The organism is Paenibacillus sp. LC231 (assembly GCF_001860525.1).
Taxonomy (GTDB): Bacteria; Bacillota; Bacilli; order Paenibacillales; family Paenibacillaceae; genus Paenibacillus_AQ.
Window position 1 is genome coordinate 89495 of sequence record NZ_JFOM01000044.1, and the last position, 17000, is coordinate 106494.

The window sequence follows — 17000 nt, forward strand, 5'->3', positions numbered from 1 at the left end:
CAGAATAAGAGGTGATCGATAATGAGTGAACAGCCGGTATTGTCTGTTCAAGGATTAAGCGGCGGGTATAGCATGAACCGACCGGTTCTGCACGATGTAACCTTTCAGGTTGAACCGGGTGAGATGGTAGGATTGATCGGCCTGAACGGGGCGGGCAAGAGCACCACGATGAAGCATATTCTCGGACTGATGAACCCGCAAAAAGGGAGCATTCAGGTGCAAGGGAAGAGCCGGGCAGAGCATTCCGAAGCTTATCACGGCGCTTTGGCGTTTGTTCCCGAATCCCCGCTGCTGTATGAGGAGATGACGGTACGCGAGCATCTGGAATTTACGGCGCGCTCCTATGGCGTATCCCGTGAAGATTATGAGTCGCGTTCGGAGCAGCTGTCCAAGATGTTCCGCATGGAAGAGAAGATGGACAGCCTGTCCACGCATTTATCCAAGGGTATGCGCCAAAAAGTGATGATCATGTGCGCGTTTGTCGCCAGACCGTCGCTGTACATTATTGACGAGCCCTTCCTTGGGCTTGATCCGCTCGGGATACGTTCGCTGCTTGACTTCATGCTGGAGCTGAAGGCGTCCGGCGCTTCGGTATTGCTCAGCTCCCATATTCTCTCCACGATTGAGAATTATTGCGACCGGTTCATCGTGCTGCACCGCGGCAGCATCATTGCTCAGGGAACGCTGAAGGAAATTCAGGACCAAGCCGGAAGGCCGGGGATGTCGCTGGAGGAGCTGTTTAATGTGTTGATTCAGGACGGTAAAGGCGAATGAACCTGCGTGAGCTGTATGTCAAACGACGCGGGCAGTTTTGGGGTGAAGTTCTCCCCTATCTGGGTTATGTCATACAGAGCGGGGTAGCCGTCGTATTTCTGTTTCTGCTGATTGCATTCGCTGCCTGGTATACTGCACTACTGCAGCAGATTCCGCCAGATCTGCCGATTCGCTGGATCATGATGATTTTCCTTGTGCCCCTTATGATCAACAGCAGCATCCGTACCTATCTGCGTCCGGCGGATACGGTGTTTCTCATTCCGCAGGAATCCCGGATGAAGAAATACTTCAGTACAGCATGGTTCAGCGGCGTCATTTATAAAATCATCGGTTTGGGACTGGTGATGTTAATCCTATGGCCTCTATACATACGCAGCGATGTTTCACCAAAACCGCTGCTGGCTACGTTTGTTGTTTTGACGCTGTTTAAACTGCTCTCCAGCTTCGGCAGCTGGAAGGAGCAGCTTATGGTGTCAAGGAACGCGGCAGCAGCCTACCGGGCACTCCGCTGGATCATTCCGGCGCTGAGCTTAGCCGCCTGGTTATGGCATCCAACGGGCCGCGCCCTCTTGTTCATGGCGCTGCTCGGCCTCACGTATATTGCCGCCTTGTCGGTACCCGGCAAGCACCTGGTCGCTTGGGAACGATTAATCGCCGTTGAGGAGCGACAAGCGAGCCGGGTGATGATGGTGTTGAGCTGGTTCGTGAATGTGCCTCAGCGCGGGCAGCGTGTCCATGCGCGGAAATGGCTGTCCGGATGGGGCAAGGGCTTGGCGTGGAAGAAGGAAAGCGCCTATCGCTTTCTTCTGATTAAGAGCCTGACGCGCAGTGATATTCTGGGCATACTGATTCGGGTCGGACTGTTGGGAGCCTTTCTGGTGATGGCAACCCGGGAGAGTCTGGTATCGGCGATTGTGTATCTGGTCAGCCTGATGATTATCGGACTCCAACTGTCTGCACTGCGAAAGCTTCACCCGGAATCGTTCTGGCTGCATGTCTACCCGCTTCCGGAAGGTACGCGCCGCGTCAATGAAGGGAAGCTGATCTTCCAGGTGCAGCTGTTCTGGGCTGTCCTCCTGTGGCTCCCACTCATTCCGGACATCCTGAGTGCCCCCGGACGTATATTGGGTACGCTGGCTGCAGGGATCGTGCTTGTATTTCTGTTCCGAAGCGCTGCTGCCCGGAAGAGCCGACGTGAAGATGATGACGACGAATAAACGGGAAGAGGCCGGGACGTTAACGTCCCGGCCTTCTATTGTAATTATAGTATGGGTTATTCCGGTTGCAGAAATCGCAGTGCGTGGTGTGGCGACCTGCGATTTCTGTTAGGCTGTTATCTAGTTGTCGTTACACCCAGAAAGAACGAGTGATGATAACGAGCAGGATAAAGAGAACCAGGATTGCTCCAACTCCGTATCCACCGCCGTATCCGCCGCCGTATCTTACTTCTTCAACTGCACCCATGTTCATTCCCCTTTCAGTTCGTTGATTTGTAGTACACGGTATTGTATGTAGCTAATGGTCTATGTGTATGGGCGAGCGTTTATTTGTGGCAGAAGAAAAAATGAAGACCGGGGATTGATTCTCTCCGGTCTTAATGAGTGCGCTTAGCATGGGCGCCATTTGTGGCGGGGGCAGTCGGATAAGTCACCTAACCATACCGAATCTAAAATGATTTTAACTTGTGTTAGGAAATAAATTAATCATAACAAAAATGGAGGGGGAAATGAAAATTCATAATAGGTTGAATCAGATTAGAGTAGGGTACAAATCAACTACAAAACAAAAAATCTTTTCAATAGTAAGTGCAATGATGATCGGAGTTATTTTGGGTTTAGCAGCAAAACTTGTGGATACCCCGGGTATCAACCCCATATTTGACGATATCGGTGGACGTCTTGGTATTTGGGTATTTGTAGCAACACTTTTATCGGTTTTCAGCTATTCGCCCAAATTAGCAGCTGTAAAAATATTCGTCTTTTTTGGATCGATGCTTACCGTGAATTATGCTTACACCGTGGTTTTTCTGCATTTCTTCCCAATGAGAGAAATTGTGTTTTGGGGAATGTGCGCAGTGGTATCTCCCGTGTGTGCTTATACTATGTGGTATGCGCGTGGAAATGGATTGTTTTCTTATATTGTTTCGGCCCTTCCAATTACAGTCTTGCTGTCGGAAGGGTTTGAATTACGTCACGCTTACTTACCCATTCACACTCATTACTATTTAATTCCGTTGCTTATGGGAATATATCTAATCATAATCTTGGTTTTATTGTTTATCATTCCTAAAAATAAAATACAATTAGTAGTCGTTCTGCCTATAGCTCTTATATTGTCTTTGATCATGATATATTTTAATGTTTTAGGTCGGATATTTGGCGGAATGAACGGTGTATTGTAGGAGTGTCCCTGAATATTAATAAATGCCCTCCCAACTTCCTACAGGGAAGTGAGAGGGCTGAAGAGTTTGCTTTGCGGATCATCAAGCCTTCTGCAGGTCTTGAATCCCTTTATAGACCAGGTCGAACAGATCCTCCAAATACTCCTCATCAATACAAGAGAAGGCGATCCGGAGATCATGCTCGCCAAGAGCAATGGTTCCTACGCCATACTCATGGATGAGATGGGAACGGAGCTCCTCGGCATTTACCGTGTTCAGCTTCAGGCACATGAAGTAGCCGGAGTTGAACGGATAGTATTCCCACACATCGCCGTATTTGCCGCTGTCGAGAATGGATTTCACTTTGTTGGCGCGGCCTTTCATGATGGCGAATTTCTCTTCCTTCTGTTCATGGAATTCCGGCGCCTTCAGCGCCTCCAGCACAAAGGTTTGCGAAGGGTGGGAGGCGCTGGATATCGTAGCGCGAATAATGCCGAGCGTCTTCTGCTCCAATGCGTCCAGCACGTCTTTATCTTCTGCCGCATACGTGATAAAGCCAACACGGAATCCCCATACGAATTCTTCCTTGGTCGCTCCGTCAACCTTCACAGGAAGCACGCGAGGGTGAAGGCCTGCCAGACGTCCAAAGAGCGATTCCTTCAGCGAATCTTCAAAGAACAATCCGAAATACGCATCATCCGTAACAACCACAATATTCATGCCGGCTTCGGCCGCTTCCTGGATTGCGGACACGATGGCGGCCCCTTCCTGAGCGCCAGGCGTATAACCCGTCGGGTTGTTCGGGAAGTTCAGCAGAACGACCGCTTTGCCTTTATCCTTCTGGCTCAGCAGAGCCTGACGAAGTCCTTCGGCGTTAAATTTCATATCGTCTGTGAAGAGAGGATAGGTTACATGAATGCCATGGCGGCGAATGCCGAATGTCAGCTCGTAATTCTCCCAATTCTTATCGGGATAAATAACGGCGTCCCCTTCATCCACGAACAAATCGGCTACGATGCTAAGACCATGCGTCAGCGCATTCGTAACGATCGGATTGCTGAAGCTCTTGCCTTCAAGCGAAGGGTTCTCCTGAATCATCTTGTTTCGCCATACGGAGCGCAGCTCCGGCTTGCCTGCCGGTGGGGCATACGGGTACAGATCCTTCGGCTGGTAAGCCGAAAGTTTGTCCTGGATGACGCCCAGATGCATCGGGACTCCTCCTTCGGTTGCAATACCGATCGTAGCGTTATATTTTTTCGCATGGCTCGTCGCTTCCGCAGATTGGCTCAGTATGCCTTCTTTCGGGAAATAGATTTCTTTGCCGAGTGTGGAGAGCATGTCGTACACATGCGGATTGCCGGCTTGCATTTTTCCATTCAATTGACCAACCAATGGGTTCATGAACTGATTCCTTCCTTCCGAATACTTTTGGTTAAGGTAAGTGCAGGTGACAAGATGCCTTTACGTTTTCATTGCCTAACATTATACCACCTACCCCAGGAACCGTCACGGATAATTGTAATGCTTTAACGCGGTCCAGGGTGATACTTGCATATCAGTCCGGCGGTTTCTCCATCCCGCTGCTTGCCGCGGCATTCAAGCCCTTCGACTACGGCCTGGAGCCGATCCGGCTTCAGGTTCTGGCCGAACTTGAATTTGGCGCTCATTCGCTGCGGAGCGAGCTTGATGACGGCTACCCCTTTCAGTCTGGGGATATAAGCCCGGTCATTCGCGTCGATGGCGCGGTATCCGCCTTCAGGCTGCAGTTTAGTCATTAGGGCCTCCATCGCAAGGGCTTTTTCCTCCAGATCATCCACGATTACCACTTCGCCGACAGCCGTTACGCTTTTAAAGTAGGCCGTGGCCGGGCAGGCCATCTCCGGATCGGAGAAATAGGAAGGGATCAGGGCATACTCATCGGCGATGGTAAAGCACACGGCGGGCGTCCGGCGCAGATGGTCCATTTTTTCCCCCATCCGGCTGCCATGAAAATAAAACGCGCCGTTAACATACGCGTAGTTCAATGGCGTTACACGCGGAATTCCCTCTTCATCGGCTGTTCCAAGGAAACCAAAGCTCATGCCGCTAAGGAAGTCCTCGATTTCTTGTTGATCCTCCATCGTAAATTCGTCTCTTCTCATGGTTAAACGCTCCCCCTATCATTTTGATTAACAGCATACGATGAACATTGACAAGTAAAAAGCGCCAATTTAGAGTAATTTATATAGTCCAATTTTAAAGTATAACAATAGAGGAGCCGTCATTATGGAGCTGGGATTGCCTTTCGAGAGCTATGTGGAACAATATCGATATAAATATTTGGCTCTATACCACGCAATTCGCGCGGCCATTCATAGTGGCAAGCTGCCGGAAGGAACCCGACTTCCCGCTACGCGGGAGCTTGCAAAGCTGTACGGCGTGTCCAGGGGATCGGCCGCGCAGTGTTATGACATGCTGATGGCCGAGGGTTACGTCGTATCCCGGCAGGGCAGCGGAACTTACGTGGCCGAAGGGATTGCTGCCATGGCAGACCAGCAGCCATTGGCCGAGCGAGCGCCGGTGCTCTCCGCTTGGGGACAACGCCTGATGAGTCAGAGCGGGGAATATGTCTCGGCACAGCAGCTGCTGGAGGAGCCTCCCCCGGGTACGATCTCTTTCGCGAATGCGAGGATGCCCATGGAGGATTTCCCCTATTCGGAGTGGCGTAGCGCGTTATCCTACGCAGGCGGAAGCGGGGGAGCCGAACTGCGGAACGGCGCGCCGCCGGAAGGGGATATCGAACTGCGTCAGGCGATAGCCGGACACCTGCGCTTTACGCGGGGCATACAGGCCGATCCCGAGCATATCGTGATCTTCAGCGGTTCCATGCAGGGGCTTGTCCTGATGTTTCAGCTGCTGGTTGATCCCGGCGATCACGTGGTGATGGAGGATCCGGGGTATCAGGGAATCCACCGGGGCATAAGCCTGAGCGGCGGGATTCCGCTGCCGTCCCCCGTCGACGATGCTGGATTGATACCGCGTGACTGGGACGCCGGCCTGCTTGTCGTAAGCCCCAGCCGTCAATACCCGACGGGCGCGGTCCTGCCGCTGGAGCGAAGAAGGGCGCTGCTGAATTGGGCACGAAGCCGACAGGCCTTTATTATCGAGGATGATTACGACAGCGAGTTCCGGTGGGGCGGCAAGCCGATTGAGCCCCTGCGGATGCTGGATAACGAGGGACGTGTCATCTTCGTCGGTTCGTTCTCCAAAACGATGTTCACCGGGCTCCGCATCGGGTATGCCGTGCTGCCCCCAAGCCTGGTTGAGGCGGTCGTGCAGGCCAAGGCTCTGTATGAGCCGATCTCACCATCCGTATTGGAGCAGCGCGCGCTGGCGCGCTTTATTGTACGGGGAGGATACGGTCGGCATCTTAGAAGAATGACCCGGCTGTACGGCGCACGATATGGGGCGCTTCGCCAGGCGATGGATACCCATGCCTCCGAACTGTTTCGTCTTCATCCCGGCGATGCCGGCCTGCATGTTTACGCGAATTGGCTGCGCTCCGCGGAAGATTATGCCCTGTTCCAGGAAGCTGCCCGCAAGCGCGGCGTCATGTTTCGGGATGTAGCGGCCTATCATCGTACGCCCGGACCGCCTGCCGCCTGCTTCGGCTTCTCGCATCTCGGCATATCCAGCATCGAAGAAGGGGTTGCCCGGATGGCGCAGGCATGGCGGGACATGCAAAAAACATAAAAAACGGGTATGATGGAAAAGAGGTCAATTTTTGAATGAGATGAGGGGGTTATGACGAGATGCTGAATGCATCGCCGTCTTCGTTTATAATCATGCCTGCGCTTGCCAAAATCGTGTGCGAGCCGGGCTGGAAATGGCAAAAACGCGAAAGGCCCATGCAGAACTACGATTTGTTCTATGTATGGAGCGGCGAAGGCACGGTCGAGCTTAATGACGAGCCCTTTGCCGTGGGAAAAGGAAGCTGCTTCCTGTTCCGTCCAGGAGATCATACGAGCGCGACGCACAATCCGCAGAAGCCGCTCGTATTGACATATATCCATTTTGACGTGACTGACCCGGTCCAACAGATTCCGGCATCTTATCGCAAGCTGACGGAAACGATGGATTTCGAATATTTGCTTGCACGCTATGTGCGTTTGTATCTGGACAAGCCCTATGGATCATTGGAGGAGGGGCAGCTAATTCTGAAACAGCTGATGATTCATCTGCTGCGTGCAGATCTCGCTGAGCCGGTGGTCAAAAAAGCAAGCAATCAGCTGTCCGAGGCGATCCATGAAATCGCGAATTACGTCCGCCAGCACCCGGGTGTTCCCCATCGGGTCGAGGATTTGGCGGCCAGAGCGGGGTTGTCCCCCCGTTACTTCTCGATCAAGTTCAAGGAGCTGATCGGCACGCCGGTACAATCCTACATTATTCAGATGCGGATCGAGCGGGCGCAGCATCTGCTGCTGCATCAAGGGATGAACGTAACGGAGGTAGCCGACGCGCTGGGTTACCGGGATATATTCTTTTTCAGCCGGCAATTTAAGCAGTATACGGGCAAGAGCCCATCCGAGATTCGGTGATTTCCCGCCCTTCCATAACTTACCTGGTGGGTCGAAGGGCAAATGGGTTTCATAGCAAGCGATTTAGGGTAAAAACGACATACAGCTTCATTTTAAGATATCAGAAAGTATAAATTCGAAGCATGAGCCTTCCTGATATCGCAAGAAAAACTTCCGCTAAATGCGGTCTGTCTTCTATGCGAGTACGTCGATAGACGTTTTTCTTATGAAGGGGGGAGAGAGGAATGAGCCCAAGAAGACGGGTGCGTGGACGTTTCTTCAGTCGCGGTGGCTGCGGTATTTTCAGAAATCGCTTGCGCCGCATGAAGACAACGACTCAGGATCATCAGAATGTGTGGTTTTAACGAGACTTAGGCCTACATACGGGGACGTGGAATCCCGTTATCATATACGCTTTTTTCTGGATGAACGAAGGGAGCTAAATGGCTCCCTTTTTTGATATGTATTGGGGTCCCCGCAAAGTATTTGGAATAAGCATCGAAGCATAGGCTCCACTTTGTGGGGCATTTTGTATTGGGGTCCCCGCAAAGTATTTGGAATAAGCATCGAAGCATAGGCTCCACTTTGTGGTTCTATTTAATGGATGCACATGGGAATAGGGAGTATGTCTGATTACGTTGTAAAAGGATGCATATACGGATAGGGACTCTGTTGGCATTACGGAAATTTGTTATATTAGGGATATGTATAAAGCGCGAATCGTAGGGTTGTAATGGACCGGACAGGCAGTTCGGATAACGGAAGGGTGAAGGGTGTGAAGGGTAAAGTGGCAATGGCGGACCAAGCGGTGTTTCGGTGGTAACGGCGGGAGCAGGAATGGTTGCGCTGATCACGGGCGCGTCGAGCGGGTTCGGACTGCTCATCAGCTTGGAGCTGGCAAAAGCGGGCTATGACGTGGCAGCGGGTCTGCGCAGGCCGGAGGCGGCTGCAGAGCTGTTGACCCGAGCCGAAAAAGCAGATGTTGTCGAACGCATTCACGTATTCCAGCTGGATATATGCTCAGAGGAACATGTCAAGGCTGCTGCTTGGGAGTTAGAGCAGAAGTTCGGCCGCTTGGACGTGCTGGTGAACAACGCCGGCGAAGCGGTAGGCGGCATGGTGGAGGAAGTACCGCTCAGCGGCTGGCGCAAGCAGTTGGAGACGAATTTTTTCGGGACCGTATCGGTAACGCAGCATATGCTCCCGCTGCTGCGCAAGACCGGACGATCCAAAATCATTCTCATGAGCAGCATTAGCGGCGTGGTCGGCTTTCCGGGTTATGGTCCCTATGCGGCATCCAAATTTGCGCTGGAGGGGTTCGGCGAGAGCCTGTCCATGGAGTTGATGCCCTTTGGCATCGATGTCGTACTGATTCAGCCCGGTGCCTATGGCACGCCGATCTGGAATAAAAGTTTTGGGGAGCTTACGGTAAAGGAAGGATCACCCTACAGCGGTCTGCTGAAGGGCGTGCTGGACTATTCCGAGCGGACAGCCAGGGGAAGCGGAGATCCGCAGGAGGTAGCCAGGCTTGTGGCAAACATTGCGTCCATGTCCAAACCGAGGTTCCGCTATACGCTGCCCAGAGGTACGCGGCTGACCGCATGGATCAAGGGCGTACTGCCGGATCGGCTGTTTCAGCGGATCGTTTATCGGATGCTGGACCGGCGTTAATCATTCATGCAGCGAATGATTCATGGCCTTAACTTGTCATGCGATGCTTGGTGAAGCTTGGTAAGGTGAATGGAGTTACCCTTTTCTGGTCGGGGACGGGTGAAGCAAACCAAGCAGCTCTCCCATCTTCACCTTGGAGCCGGGTTCCAGGTCACCGCGCGGAGTAAACGTGCCGTTCTCTGTCAGAAGCACGACGGTAGAGCCGAATTCAAAGTACGCGAGTTCATCGCCGATCTCGTATTTCTTCACGTTCTCGTCGGCATAACGGATGCTGCTTACGTTCATGGCTCCGACCTTCACGACGGCAACTTCGCCGAACTCATGCGCAATATAGGTAATGAGGCGCTCATTACGGCTGAGCACATGCCGGATATGGGTCATCGCAAAATCGTTCACGGGGTAAACGCGTCCCTTTAAATGCTCGCTTTCCGCCTGAACACCGGTTACAGGGGAATGAATGCGATGATAGTCGGTTGGGCTTAAATACAATACAAATGCATAACCGTTGATGTAGTTTTCCATTCTCGGTGATTTGGCGAGCAGCTCGCTCAGGGTATAATCCTGTCCCTTGACGCTCAGAATGGTGCCGGCGTTGACGGCGCACATCGCCGATATCGTGGCATCGACGGGGCTTACCATGGCATCGGCGGTGTCATCTATGGCGCGCAGGCCTATTTTTAACCGGCGGGAAAAGAATTCGTTCAGTGAGCGGTATTCGTGGATTTCTTTCTCCGCTTCATGGGCCGGAATTTGATAAATTCGTATGAATGCAGGTATTAGATGACGGCTCAGCCGGCTGTGGGAACAATGCCCCATGATTCGGGACAGCCACTTGCGGGAGGACAGCTCAGTCATCAGACGCAGCAATTGTTTAGCCATGTCATTCTCCTTTGTGCATAGGTGTCAGCAATAAACGTTGGTGGAAAAGCCAATCACTCTGATATTGACATAGAATGAGCTGGAAATCAATAAATAGCCATTTTTGAAAAAAGGTTCTTGCTAATTGGAGAACGAATGTGTATTTTAAGATTAACATGAAACCGAATAGGGAATACGGGGGCTTGAGTGAATCAGGCTGAGATTGCAGCTGTTATCCGCTGTTGACCGTTAATCTGAACTGGGTAATGCCAGCGTAGAGAATATCCGACCCTGCCTACATAGGGCCTATTTTTCCGTCTGCGCGTTTTTCCAGACGGTTTTTTGTTGTTTTTACACAAAAATAGAGGTGGAGAGGGGAATGTGTGGTTATGGGAACATCTATGCAAGAGAAGTTGGGGGTTCAGCCCCGAAAAGGGCTGCGGTTAAGCGATATTTTGGTGACGGTGCTGGTATCGCTGGTGCTTGGCGTCATTTATCACTTCTGGGGTTCGGTTTACAATCTGTTAAAACCGCTGTTCTTTGAAGCGGATGAGTTGTTATACGGAATGTGGTTCGCTGCAGCCACGCTTGCTTACTTGCTAATCCGTAAGCCGGGAGTGGCCATCATTGCGGAAGTGGCGGCTGCCCACGTGGAAGTGCTGTTTGGCAGCGGCTGGGGATTGACTCTGCTGCTGTATGGGCTCATTCAAGGACTTGGGGCAGAACTGGTATTCGCGGCGTTCCGTTATCGGAGCACCTCGGCGTGGACGCTGGCGATTGCCGGAGCAGGCGCAGCCATCGGATCGATGATCATGGACTTCTATTACAGCTATACCGATGACCTGCAGACGTGGATGTTCCTGGCCAAATACGGTATGCGGGTACTCAGCGGTGCCGTCATTGCAGGCCTGCTCATGCTCTTGCTGGCCAAAGCCTTGGACCGCACGGGCGTCACATCCCTGCTGCGTCCTGCGTCGAAGAAGGATTACGAAGCACTGGATGATCCGCGCCATGTCTAATGCCACGGTTAGCCTGGTTCCGGCTCAGTCCGCTGAGATGGTTCCGGAACCGGCCGTGTATGTGGAGGGATTGCGTCTGAAGTATCCGGGCGAGGAACGACTGATGTTCAAAGACCTCTCCTTCTCGGCTGTCCGCGGGGAGAAGGTGCTGCTGCTCGGTCCGAGCGGCTGCGGCAAATCCACGCTGCTGCAGGTGCTTAGCGGGATGATTCCCCGCGCAACGGAGGTGCCGATGAAATGCGAGTCGCAGCTGGTTCCGCGCTCTTGGGGGTATGTATTTCAAGATCCGGATACCCAGTTCTGCATGCCGTACGTGGATGAAGAGCTGGCTTTCGTACTGGAAAATCTAAGTGTTCCGCGCGATGAGATGAAGGAGAGGATGCAAGCGGCGCTCCGCGAGGTGGGGCTTGATCTTGAGGAGCTTCATATGCCGATCGGGCATCTGTCCCAAGGCATGAAGCAAAGGTTAGCGCTGGCTTCGGCTCTGCTGCTGGAGCCGGAGGTGCTGTTCCTAGACGAGCCATCTGCCTTGCTCGACCCGGAAGGAAGGGAGCAAATCTGGTCCGCGGTGAAGGCCGTATCGGATGGGCGGACACTGATCATCGTGGAGCACCGGATCGAAGAAATGGCCAGATACGTGGATCGTGTCGTGCTGTTCAGCCCGGATGGCGTGATTCTGGGCGAAGGTCCTCCAGCAGCGATATTCGCAGAATACGAGCGGGAACTCCAAGCTTATGGAATCTGGTATCCCGGCGTATGGGAAGATTATGCGCAGACCCGGGCGGGCAGAGAGCTGTTTGCTCCGGTCGATGCGCTTGGCGATGAGCAGGGTAATCGTAATCTCCTGCATGAGGCTGCTCCGCCGTATGCTCAACGTGGGGAGCCTGTCATTCACCTGGCGAATTTCAGGGGAATGAGATGGGATAAACCGGTCATTAGCCTCCCTTCGGCCGAGGTGTTTCCGGGACAATTCATTGCGGTGGTAGGTCCGAACGGAGCAGGCAAAAGCTCGCTGCTGCTCAGTTTGATGGGGCTGCTTCGCGCCGAAGGGACCTACATGCTCTGCCGGGAAGAGGTCATTCAGGGCAAGCGCAGGAAGGTGCGGAAGAAGAGAGAGCAGCAGCTGCGCCAAATCGGATTCGTGTTTCAGAATCCGGAGCTTCAATTCCTGACGGAGCGCATCGGCGATGAGGTGGTTTACTCGCTGCTGGTGGATCATGTGCCGCCGGAGGAAGCGAAGGCGCAGGCCGAGCGCTGTCTTGAACGTTTCGGATTGAATGGCTTGGAGGCCAGGCATCCGTACCAGCTGTCGACAGGCCAAAAGCGCCGCTTGAGCGTGGCTACGGCCATGGCAAGACAGCCGTTCGTCCTGCTTCTGGATGAGCCGACCTTCGGACAGGATGCGCGGAATACATTCGCGATTCTGGAGATGTGCGAGAAGCTGCGCCGTGCGGGAACCGCCATTCTCATGGTGACGCATGAAATGGAGGTCGCCCAGCGGGTCGCCACGCATATATGGGAAATCCGCGAGGGACAACTGACCTCGAGCATGCCTTCCCCGCGCTGGTGTACCGGGACGGAATCCGGACGGGAGGCGGGCGGAGTGAATGGCACTGATGAGACTCGCGAAAATCTAACCACGGCCGATCATCGCCTCACGGGGGTGAATGCATGAACATATGGAACCCCGTACGGATCACTTGGCTGCACCGGGCGAATCCGGTGGTGAAGCTGGGTCTGATCTGTGCGCTGTTTTTCATGACGGTGTTAACCCATGATCTTGATTTTGTTTTGTACCAGGCGTTGATCTTTATGGTCTGTCTCGTGGTGCTCAGCGGGGTGAAGCCGTGGAAAATGCTGTTGTTCTTCATTCCGTTTCTGCTTGCCTTCATATCGTCCGCCTCTTCCATGATGCTGTTCGGTAAGGGAGAAACGATCTGGTGGGAGTGGGGGTTGTTCCGGGTATCGGAAGAAAGCTTCTACCGAGGGCTGCATTTGGGCTTTAAGGGAATTGCCTTTGCCTCGGAGGGGCTGCTGCTCGTGACGACAACGTCCTCGGTGGATTTATTCTACAGCCTGATGCAGAAGTTGAGGCTTGCACCCAAGTATGCTTACAGCTTCATGGCTTCGATCCGGCTGCTGCCCATGGTGTGGGAGGAATATGTGATCCGCCGCCAAGCCTTGAAGGTACGAGGAGTCCGCCCGATCCGCGGAATTCGCGGCATGGTGAACCGCGCAGGACTGTATGTGGTGCCGCTGCTGGCACAGAGCATCCGCCGGGCCCATCGGGTGGCCGCCGCGATGGAGGCCAAGCAATTCGATGGCGATCAGGCGAAGTCCCGAACGTATTATTACCCGTCGCGTTATTCACGCTATGATCTTCTGGTTATAGGATTACTTGCAGTTGCGGCCGCTTTCGCTTATGCCGCAGCCGGATATTTTCCATGGTTCGGCATTGGCGACGTGCGGTTTGATTAAAGGATTGGTGAAATCGAAAAGAGTCTGCTTACGATACGTAAGCGGGCTCTTTTTGTTATGAGATTCAAACTTCAAATGCTAACCATCCTTCTATCGCAAGAAAAACATCTGTTATGAGCAGTCTGCCTTCTGAGAAAGTACGGTCTATGAACGTTTTTTATCATATGTATCCGGCGTTCCTAGTACGTTTAGCTATCTTCTGCCCCGCTATATTTAAAAAATCATGTCTGGATTTCATGCTGATCAAGGAGTTATAATACTAGTGGTACCGATACAGTATTTATGGTACCAGAAGGGGAGTTAGTCAGTTGCGCGAGCGAATATTGAATGAAACGATCCGCTTAATTCAGCGGCAAGGATTTACGTTTACGGTCAGTGATCTGGCCCGCGTCCTTGCCATTAGTAAACGGACGATCTATGAGCACTTCTCATCCAAGGAAGAGATTGTCGAACATATCATTGACGGGATGATCCGGCACATCCAGCAGCGCGAACGTGAAATTGCGGAGGATGAGGGGCTTACCGTTCTGGAGAAGATACACCAGATTCTAATCTGTCTGCCCCAGGAGATGGAGCAGATGGATTTGGGGATGCTGCCGGATCTGAAGCGCACGCATTATGCGCAATGGGAGAAGCTGGACACCTTTTTCCGAGAGGAATGGGGCATTGTCACCGAGCTTATGGAGCGAGGCATGGCCGAGGGAAGCATCAAACGAATTCATATGCCACTGTTCATCGATCTGTATCTCGGATCGCTCCATCAGATTTACGATTCGAGGGCGACGGTGAAGCATCAATTGCCGCTAGGGGAGCTGCTGCAGTCCGTTATGGACATCTTGCTGTTCGGGATTGCCGCAGAGAAACGGGAGGAGTCTTGAGATTATGCATTGGTTCTATTTAAGTTTGGCGATTCTGTTTGAAGTGGCGGGGACGCTGAACATGAAGCTGTCGGAGGGGTTCAGCAAACCGCTGCCCAGCGTGCTGCTGGTGGTATTCTATATTTGCAGCTTGAGCTTCCTGACGCTGAGCTTGAAGCAGATTGAAATATCCGTGGCTTACGCGATCTGGTCGGGACTTGGCATCATGATCATTACCGTCATCGGTTATATGTTCTTTGCGGAGCAGATTAACGGTCTGAAAATATTCTCGATCCTGCTGATCATCGCAGGGGTCGTTCTGCTGAATCTATCCGGCAGCGCGCATGCGCAGGAACAACCGAAGACGCACCAGTCCGGTCACTAAGGGCGATAGAAGAAACCGAAATCTGCGGTGAAGAGCCGTATTTGTGCGGCTCTAGTTCTGCTGCAATAATGTACTATGCCCTGCTTCGCCTCCAGCTCTATAATGACAAAGGAAATTCCTTTGTTAGGAGCTATCATCATGAACCTGTCTTCTTTTTTTATTTACTGTTTTATCGTGGCTTTCTCGCCGGGGCCATCCAACATCGTCATTTTGTCTTCGGTTCAGAATTCCGGCATGAAGAAGACCTTGCGCTACATTGCCGGAGCCTCCATCGCTTTTTTCTTATTAATCGCTGCTTCCGTGGTATTGGGCCAGCTTCTGTCAACAGGCATGCCAATCGTACTGCCAATCTTGCGGATCGTAGGCTGCTTGTTCATGCTGTATCTCACGTATCAGGTGTATACCATGGACGTATCCAAGTCCGGCACGAATCAAACGGCGTCCTTCACGTCCGGCTTTCTGATGCAGTTTCTCAATCCGAAGGTGGTATTGTTTACGCTGACGGTCATTCCAAGCTACGTCATGCCGTATTATACGGCAGGTCCTGTCATCTCGGCGTTTGTTGTCGCGGTATCGTTAATCGGGCTGTCCGCGTATATGACCTGGGCCGTGTGCGGTAGCCTTTTTCAAGGAATTATGCAAAAATATCGGAGAACGACCAACACGATCCTGGCTTTGTTTCTGCTGTACTCGGCAATCGTCGTATCCGGCATACCGGAGCTCATAAAGGGGTGATGGAAGATGGAGCAGTTTATCTATAAAAAAGCGTTGGGCATTACGGCGCTGTCCGCGAGCCTGACGGATTTCAAATATAAAAAGCATTATCACGAGGAGTACGCCCTCGGCGTCACGCTGCGCGGCATTCAGAAGTACTCGCTGGACGGCAGTCAGCAGGCTTCTTACCAAAGCGGGGTTATGCTGTTCCATCCCGAGCAGAATCATGATGGCTGGTCGCAGGAACGAACGGGCATCGATTATGTGATGATCTATATTCATCCGGAGCTATTTCTGGAATTGATTCAGAAAAAGGATATCGTCCGGTTCCAATCCCCGATTGTATATCACGCCGGGCTGCGGAAGAGCATTCTGGATGTGACGAGGTCGATCTTCACGGGTCAGCCGGAGGCTAGAAGCAGCGAGCTGCTTCTGGGTCTGGCAGGGCATTTTAACGAGAGTATTCTGAACCCGGATAGCCGGAAGGACAGCATATTTACGCGGAAGGCCAAAGAAATGATGCAGGATCATCTGGATCATGTTCTCCGTCTGGATGAATTAAGCGGGGAGTTCGGGATGTCGAAGTATCAATTCATTCGTTACTTTAAAGCAAATACGGGGCTGTCGCCTTATCAGTATTATCTGAACTGCAAAGTGGAGCGCGCCAAGCATCTGATCGAGGACAGCCGGGATGTATATCAGGCCGTTACCCAGTGCGGCTTCACGGATCTTGCCCACTTGAACCGGCATTTCAAGAATGTGTACGGCACGACGGCGTTTGATTATATGTCCCATCTGGATAAGTGAGGCGGCAGGTGCCGATCATTCGCGCGATTTTTCAAGCCAGGCTTGGCATTTGTGAATAAACTCCGTTATAATGTGTATAGAATGTAAAAGGGACCGTGCGCGAACACGATCCCGGCGTACAACGTACCGCTATAAGAGCGGTCGGCTATAGGAAATCCGATCAGAAATAGACCGTGATCCTGACCAAGGGCGGTCTATTTCTTTTTAAGATAGAATTTATAAGTTTTCAGCGAAGCTGAACTCATTCGATAATCGCAAGAAAAACGTCCTCTAAACGCGGTCTGTCTTCTGTGAATGTACGTCGATAGACGTTTTTTCTTATGGAACGAAAGTATTAACAACACCAGCGTCGCGAACGAAATCATTAGCGTCAATGTTTGGTATACTTCCATGGCATCGCCTCCCAAGCTGGAACCGGATTTTGAGATAGGTCCAAGAGATGTTAATCTGTATTTGGATTATTTGAAATTACTCAGGCTTTAGCCGGATGGAAGGAATCAT

At 52.2% G+C, this 17000-nt stretch carries 18 protein-coding genes and 1 riboswitch; of the genes, 13 read left to right on the forward strand and 5 right to left on the reverse strand.

From position 1 onward, the window contains the following. Positions 1–21 precede the first annotated feature (21 nt). On the forward strand, positions 22–774 hold the full coding sequence (locus tag AK95_RS24025) for an ABC transporter ATP-binding protein (RefSeq protein WP_071222429.1): 753 nt from the start codon (positions 22–24) through the stop codon (positions 772–774). Then, the gene (locus AK95_RS24030) at positions 771–1991 is read left to right on the forward strand and encodes an ABC transporter permease (protein ID WP_071222430.1); all 1221 of its coding nucleotides are present in this window, start codon (positions 771–773) and stop codon (positions 1989–1991) included. The genes AK95_RS24025 and AK95_RS24030 overlap by 4 nt, the downstream gene beginning before the upstream one ends. A gap of 130 nt (positions 1992–2121) precedes the next feature. Here AK95_RS24030 and AK95_RS33910 read toward each other — a convergent pair whose 3' ends face one another. Next, positions 2122–2238 carry a sporulation protein YjcZ gene (locus tag AK95_RS33910; protein ID WP_083397722.1) on the reverse strand — a complete coding sequence of 39 codons (117 nt, stop codon included), beginning with the start codon at positions 2236–2238 and terminating at the stop codon, positions 2122–2124. A 262-nt stretch (positions 2239–2500) separates the two neighbouring features. Here AK95_RS33910 and AK95_RS24035 point away from each other — a divergent pair, with 262 nt between their 5' ends. After that, on the forward strand, positions 2501–3175 hold the full coding sequence (locus AK95_RS24035) for a hypothetical protein (RefSeq protein ID WP_071222431.1): 675 nt from the start codon (positions 2501–2503) through the stop codon (positions 3173–3175). An 81-nt stretch (positions 3176–3256) separates the two neighbouring features. On the opposite strand, the gene AK95_RS24040 is transcribed toward AK95_RS24035, so the two are convergent. Continuing rightward, positions 3257–4555 (reverse strand): aminotransferase class I/II-fold pyridoxal phosphate-dependent enzyme, encoded by a 1299-nt coding sequence (locus AK95_RS24040; RefSeq protein ID WP_071222432.1) that lies wholly within the window; start codon positions 4553–4555, stop codon positions 3257–3259. Between the two features lie 125 nt (positions 4556–4680). After that, on the reverse strand, positions 4681–5295 hold the full coding sequence (locus AK95_RS24045; RefSeq protein WP_071222433.1) for a pyridoxamine 5'-phosphate oxidase family protein: 615 nt from the start codon (positions 5293–5295) through the stop codon (positions 4681–4683). 124 nt (positions 5296–5419) lie between these two features. Here AK95_RS24045 and pdxR point away from each other — a divergent pair, with 124 nt between their 5' ends. The 3 genes from pdxR to AK95_RS24060 all read left to right on the forward strand — a co-directional run bounded on the left by pdxR (position 5420) and on the right by AK95_RS24060 (position 9381). Then, the gene (gene pdxR, locus AK95_RS24050; RefSeq protein WP_071222434.1) at positions 5420–6886 is read left to right on the forward strand and encodes a MocR-like pyridoxine biosynthesis transcription factor PdxR; all 1467 of its coding nucleotides are present in this window, start codon (positions 5420–5422) and stop codon (positions 6884–6886) included. Between the two features lie 59 nt (positions 6887–6945). Further along, entirely contained in the window at positions 6946–7731 is a 786-nt protein-coding gene (locus tag AK95_RS24055) for a helix-turn-helix domain-containing protein (RefSeq protein ID WP_071222435.1), read from the forward strand. Positions 7732–8547: 816 nt separating this feature from the next. Then, positions 8548–9381, forward strand: a complete 834-nt coding sequence (locus AK95_RS24060) for an SDR family oxidoreductase (protein ID WP_071222717.1) — start codon at positions 8548–8550, stop codon at positions 9379–9381. Between the two features lie 75 nt (positions 9382–9456). On the opposite strand, the gene asd is transcribed toward AK95_RS24060, so the two are convergent. Further along, on the reverse strand, positions 9457–10260 hold the full coding sequence (gene asd, locus AK95_RS24065) for an archaetidylserine decarboxylase (RefSeq protein ID WP_071222436.1): 804 nt from the start codon (positions 10258–10260) through the stop codon (positions 9457–9459). A 164-nt stretch (positions 10261–10424) separates the two neighbouring features. Then, positions 10425–10537: riboswitch (TPP riboswitch) on the forward strand. A gap of 91 nt (positions 10538–10628) precedes the next feature. On the opposite strand from asd, the gene AK95_RS24070 reads away from it, so the two are divergent. From AK95_RS24070 to AK95_RS24100, 7 genes are all read left to right on the forward strand, one after another. Next, positions 10629–11258 (forward strand): ECF transporter S component, encoded by a 630-nt coding sequence (locus tag AK95_RS24070; RefSeq protein WP_071222437.1) that lies wholly within the window; start codon positions 10629–10631, stop codon positions 11256–11258. Continuing rightward, a complete protein-coding gene (locus tag AK95_RS24075; protein WP_071222718.1) occupies positions 11251–12933 on the forward strand; it encodes an ABC transporter ATP-binding protein in 1683 nt (560 codons plus the stop codon). The genes AK95_RS24070 and AK95_RS24075 overlap by 8 nt, the downstream gene beginning before the upstream one ends. Next, entirely contained in the window at positions 12930–13736 is an 807-nt protein-coding gene (locus AK95_RS24080; RefSeq protein WP_071222438.1) for an energy-coupling factor transporter transmembrane component T family protein, read from the forward strand. The genes AK95_RS24075 and AK95_RS24080 overlap by 4 nt, the downstream gene beginning before the upstream one ends. A 308-nt stretch (positions 13737–14044) precedes the next feature. Next, positions 14045–14614, forward strand: coding sequence for a TetR/AcrR family transcriptional regulator (locus tag AK95_RS24085; RefSeq protein WP_071222439.1), 570 nt, complete (start codon positions 14045–14047; stop codon positions 14612–14614). A 4-nt stretch (positions 14615–14618) separates the two neighbouring features. Next, positions 14619–14978 (forward strand): DMT family transporter, encoded by a 360-nt coding sequence (locus tag AK95_RS24090; protein ID WP_071222440.1) that lies wholly within the window; start codon positions 14619–14621, stop codon positions 14976–14978. 138 nt (positions 14979–15116) lie between these two features. Further along, complete coding sequence (locus AK95_RS24095) at positions 15117–15713, forward strand: LysE family translocator (protein ID WP_071222441.1); 597 nt, start codon at positions 15117–15119, stop codon at positions 15711–15713. Between the two features lie 6 nt (positions 15714–15719). Beyond that, a complete protein-coding gene (locus tag AK95_RS24100; RefSeq protein WP_071222442.1) occupies positions 15720–16499 on the forward strand; it encodes an AraC family transcriptional regulator in 780 nt (259 codons plus the stop codon). Positions 16500–16693: 194 nt separating this feature from the next. Here the strand turns inward: AK95_RS24100 and AK95_RS35385 are convergent, their stop codons facing one another. After that, positions 16694–16891 carry a putative holin-like toxin gene (locus AK95_RS35385; protein WP_071222443.1) on the reverse strand — a complete coding sequence of 66 codons (198 nt, stop codon included), beginning with the start codon at positions 16889–16891 and terminating at the stop codon, positions 16694–16696. Positions 16892–17000 lie beyond the last annotated feature (109 nt).

Coding starts and splice junctions, on each gene's coding strand:
- AK95_RS24035 (WP_071222431.1), top strand. CDS start 2,501: ATGAAAATTCATAATAGGTTGAATCAGATTAGAGTAGGGTACAAATCA.
- AK95_RS24100 (WP_071222442.1), top strand. CDS start 15,720: ATGGAGCAGTTTATCTATAAAAAAGCGTTGGGCATTACGGCGCTGTCC.
- AK95_RS24070 (WP_071222437.1), top strand. CDS start 10,629: ATGGGAACATCTATGCAAGAGAAGTTGGGGGTTCAGCCCCGAAAAGGG.
- AK95_RS24040 (WP_071222432.1), bottom strand. CDS start 4,555: ATGAACCCATTGGTTGGTCAATTGAATGGAAAAATGCAAGCCGGCAAT.
- AK95_RS33910 (WP_083397722.1), bottom strand. CDS start 2,238: ATGGGTGCAGTTGAAGAAGTAAGATACGGCGGCGGATACGGCGGTGGA.
- pdxR (WP_071222434.1), top strand. CDS start 5,420: ATGGAGCTGGGATTGCCTTTCGAGAGCTATGTGGAACAATATCGATAT.
- AK95_RS24055 (WP_071222435.1), top strand. CDS start 6,946: ATGCTGAATGCATCGCCGTCTTCGTTTATAATCATGCCTGCGCTTGCC.
- AK95_RS35385 (WP_071222443.1), bottom strand. CDS start 16,891: ATGGAAGTATACCAAACATTGACGCTAATGATTTCGTTCGCGACGCTG.
- asd (WP_071222436.1), bottom strand. CDS start 10,260: ATGGCTAAACAATTGCTGCGTCTGATGACTGAGCTGTCCTCCCGCAAG.
- AK95_RS24075 (WP_071222718.1), top strand. CDS start 11,251: ATGTCTAATGCCACGGTTAGCCTGGTTCCGGCTCAGTCCGCTGAGATG.
- AK95_RS24045 (WP_071222433.1), bottom strand. CDS start 5,295: ATGAGAAGAGACGAATTTACGATGGAGGATCAACAAGAAATCGAGGAC.
- AK95_RS24030 (WP_071222430.1), top strand. CDS start 771: ATGAACCTGCGTGAGCTGTATGTCAAACGACGCGGGCAGTTTTGGGGT.
- AK95_RS24095 (WP_071222441.1), top strand. CDS start 15,117: ATGAACCTGTCTTCTTTTTTTATTTACTGTTTTATCGTGGCTTTCTCG.
- AK95_RS24060 (WP_071222717.1), top strand. CDS start 8,548: ATGGTTGCGCTGATCACGGGCGCGTCGAGCGGGTTCGGACTGCTCATC.
- AK95_RS24025 (WP_071222429.1), top strand. CDS start 22: ATGAGTGAACAGCCGGTATTGTCTGTTCAAGGATTAAGCGGCGGGTAT.
- AK95_RS24080 (WP_071222438.1), top strand. CDS start 12,930: ATGAACATATGGAACCCCGTACGGATCACTTGGCTGCACCGGGCGAAT.
- AK95_RS24090 (WP_071222440.1), top strand. CDS start 14,619: ATGCATTGGTTCTATTTAAGTTTGGCGATTCTGTTTGAAGTGGCGGGG.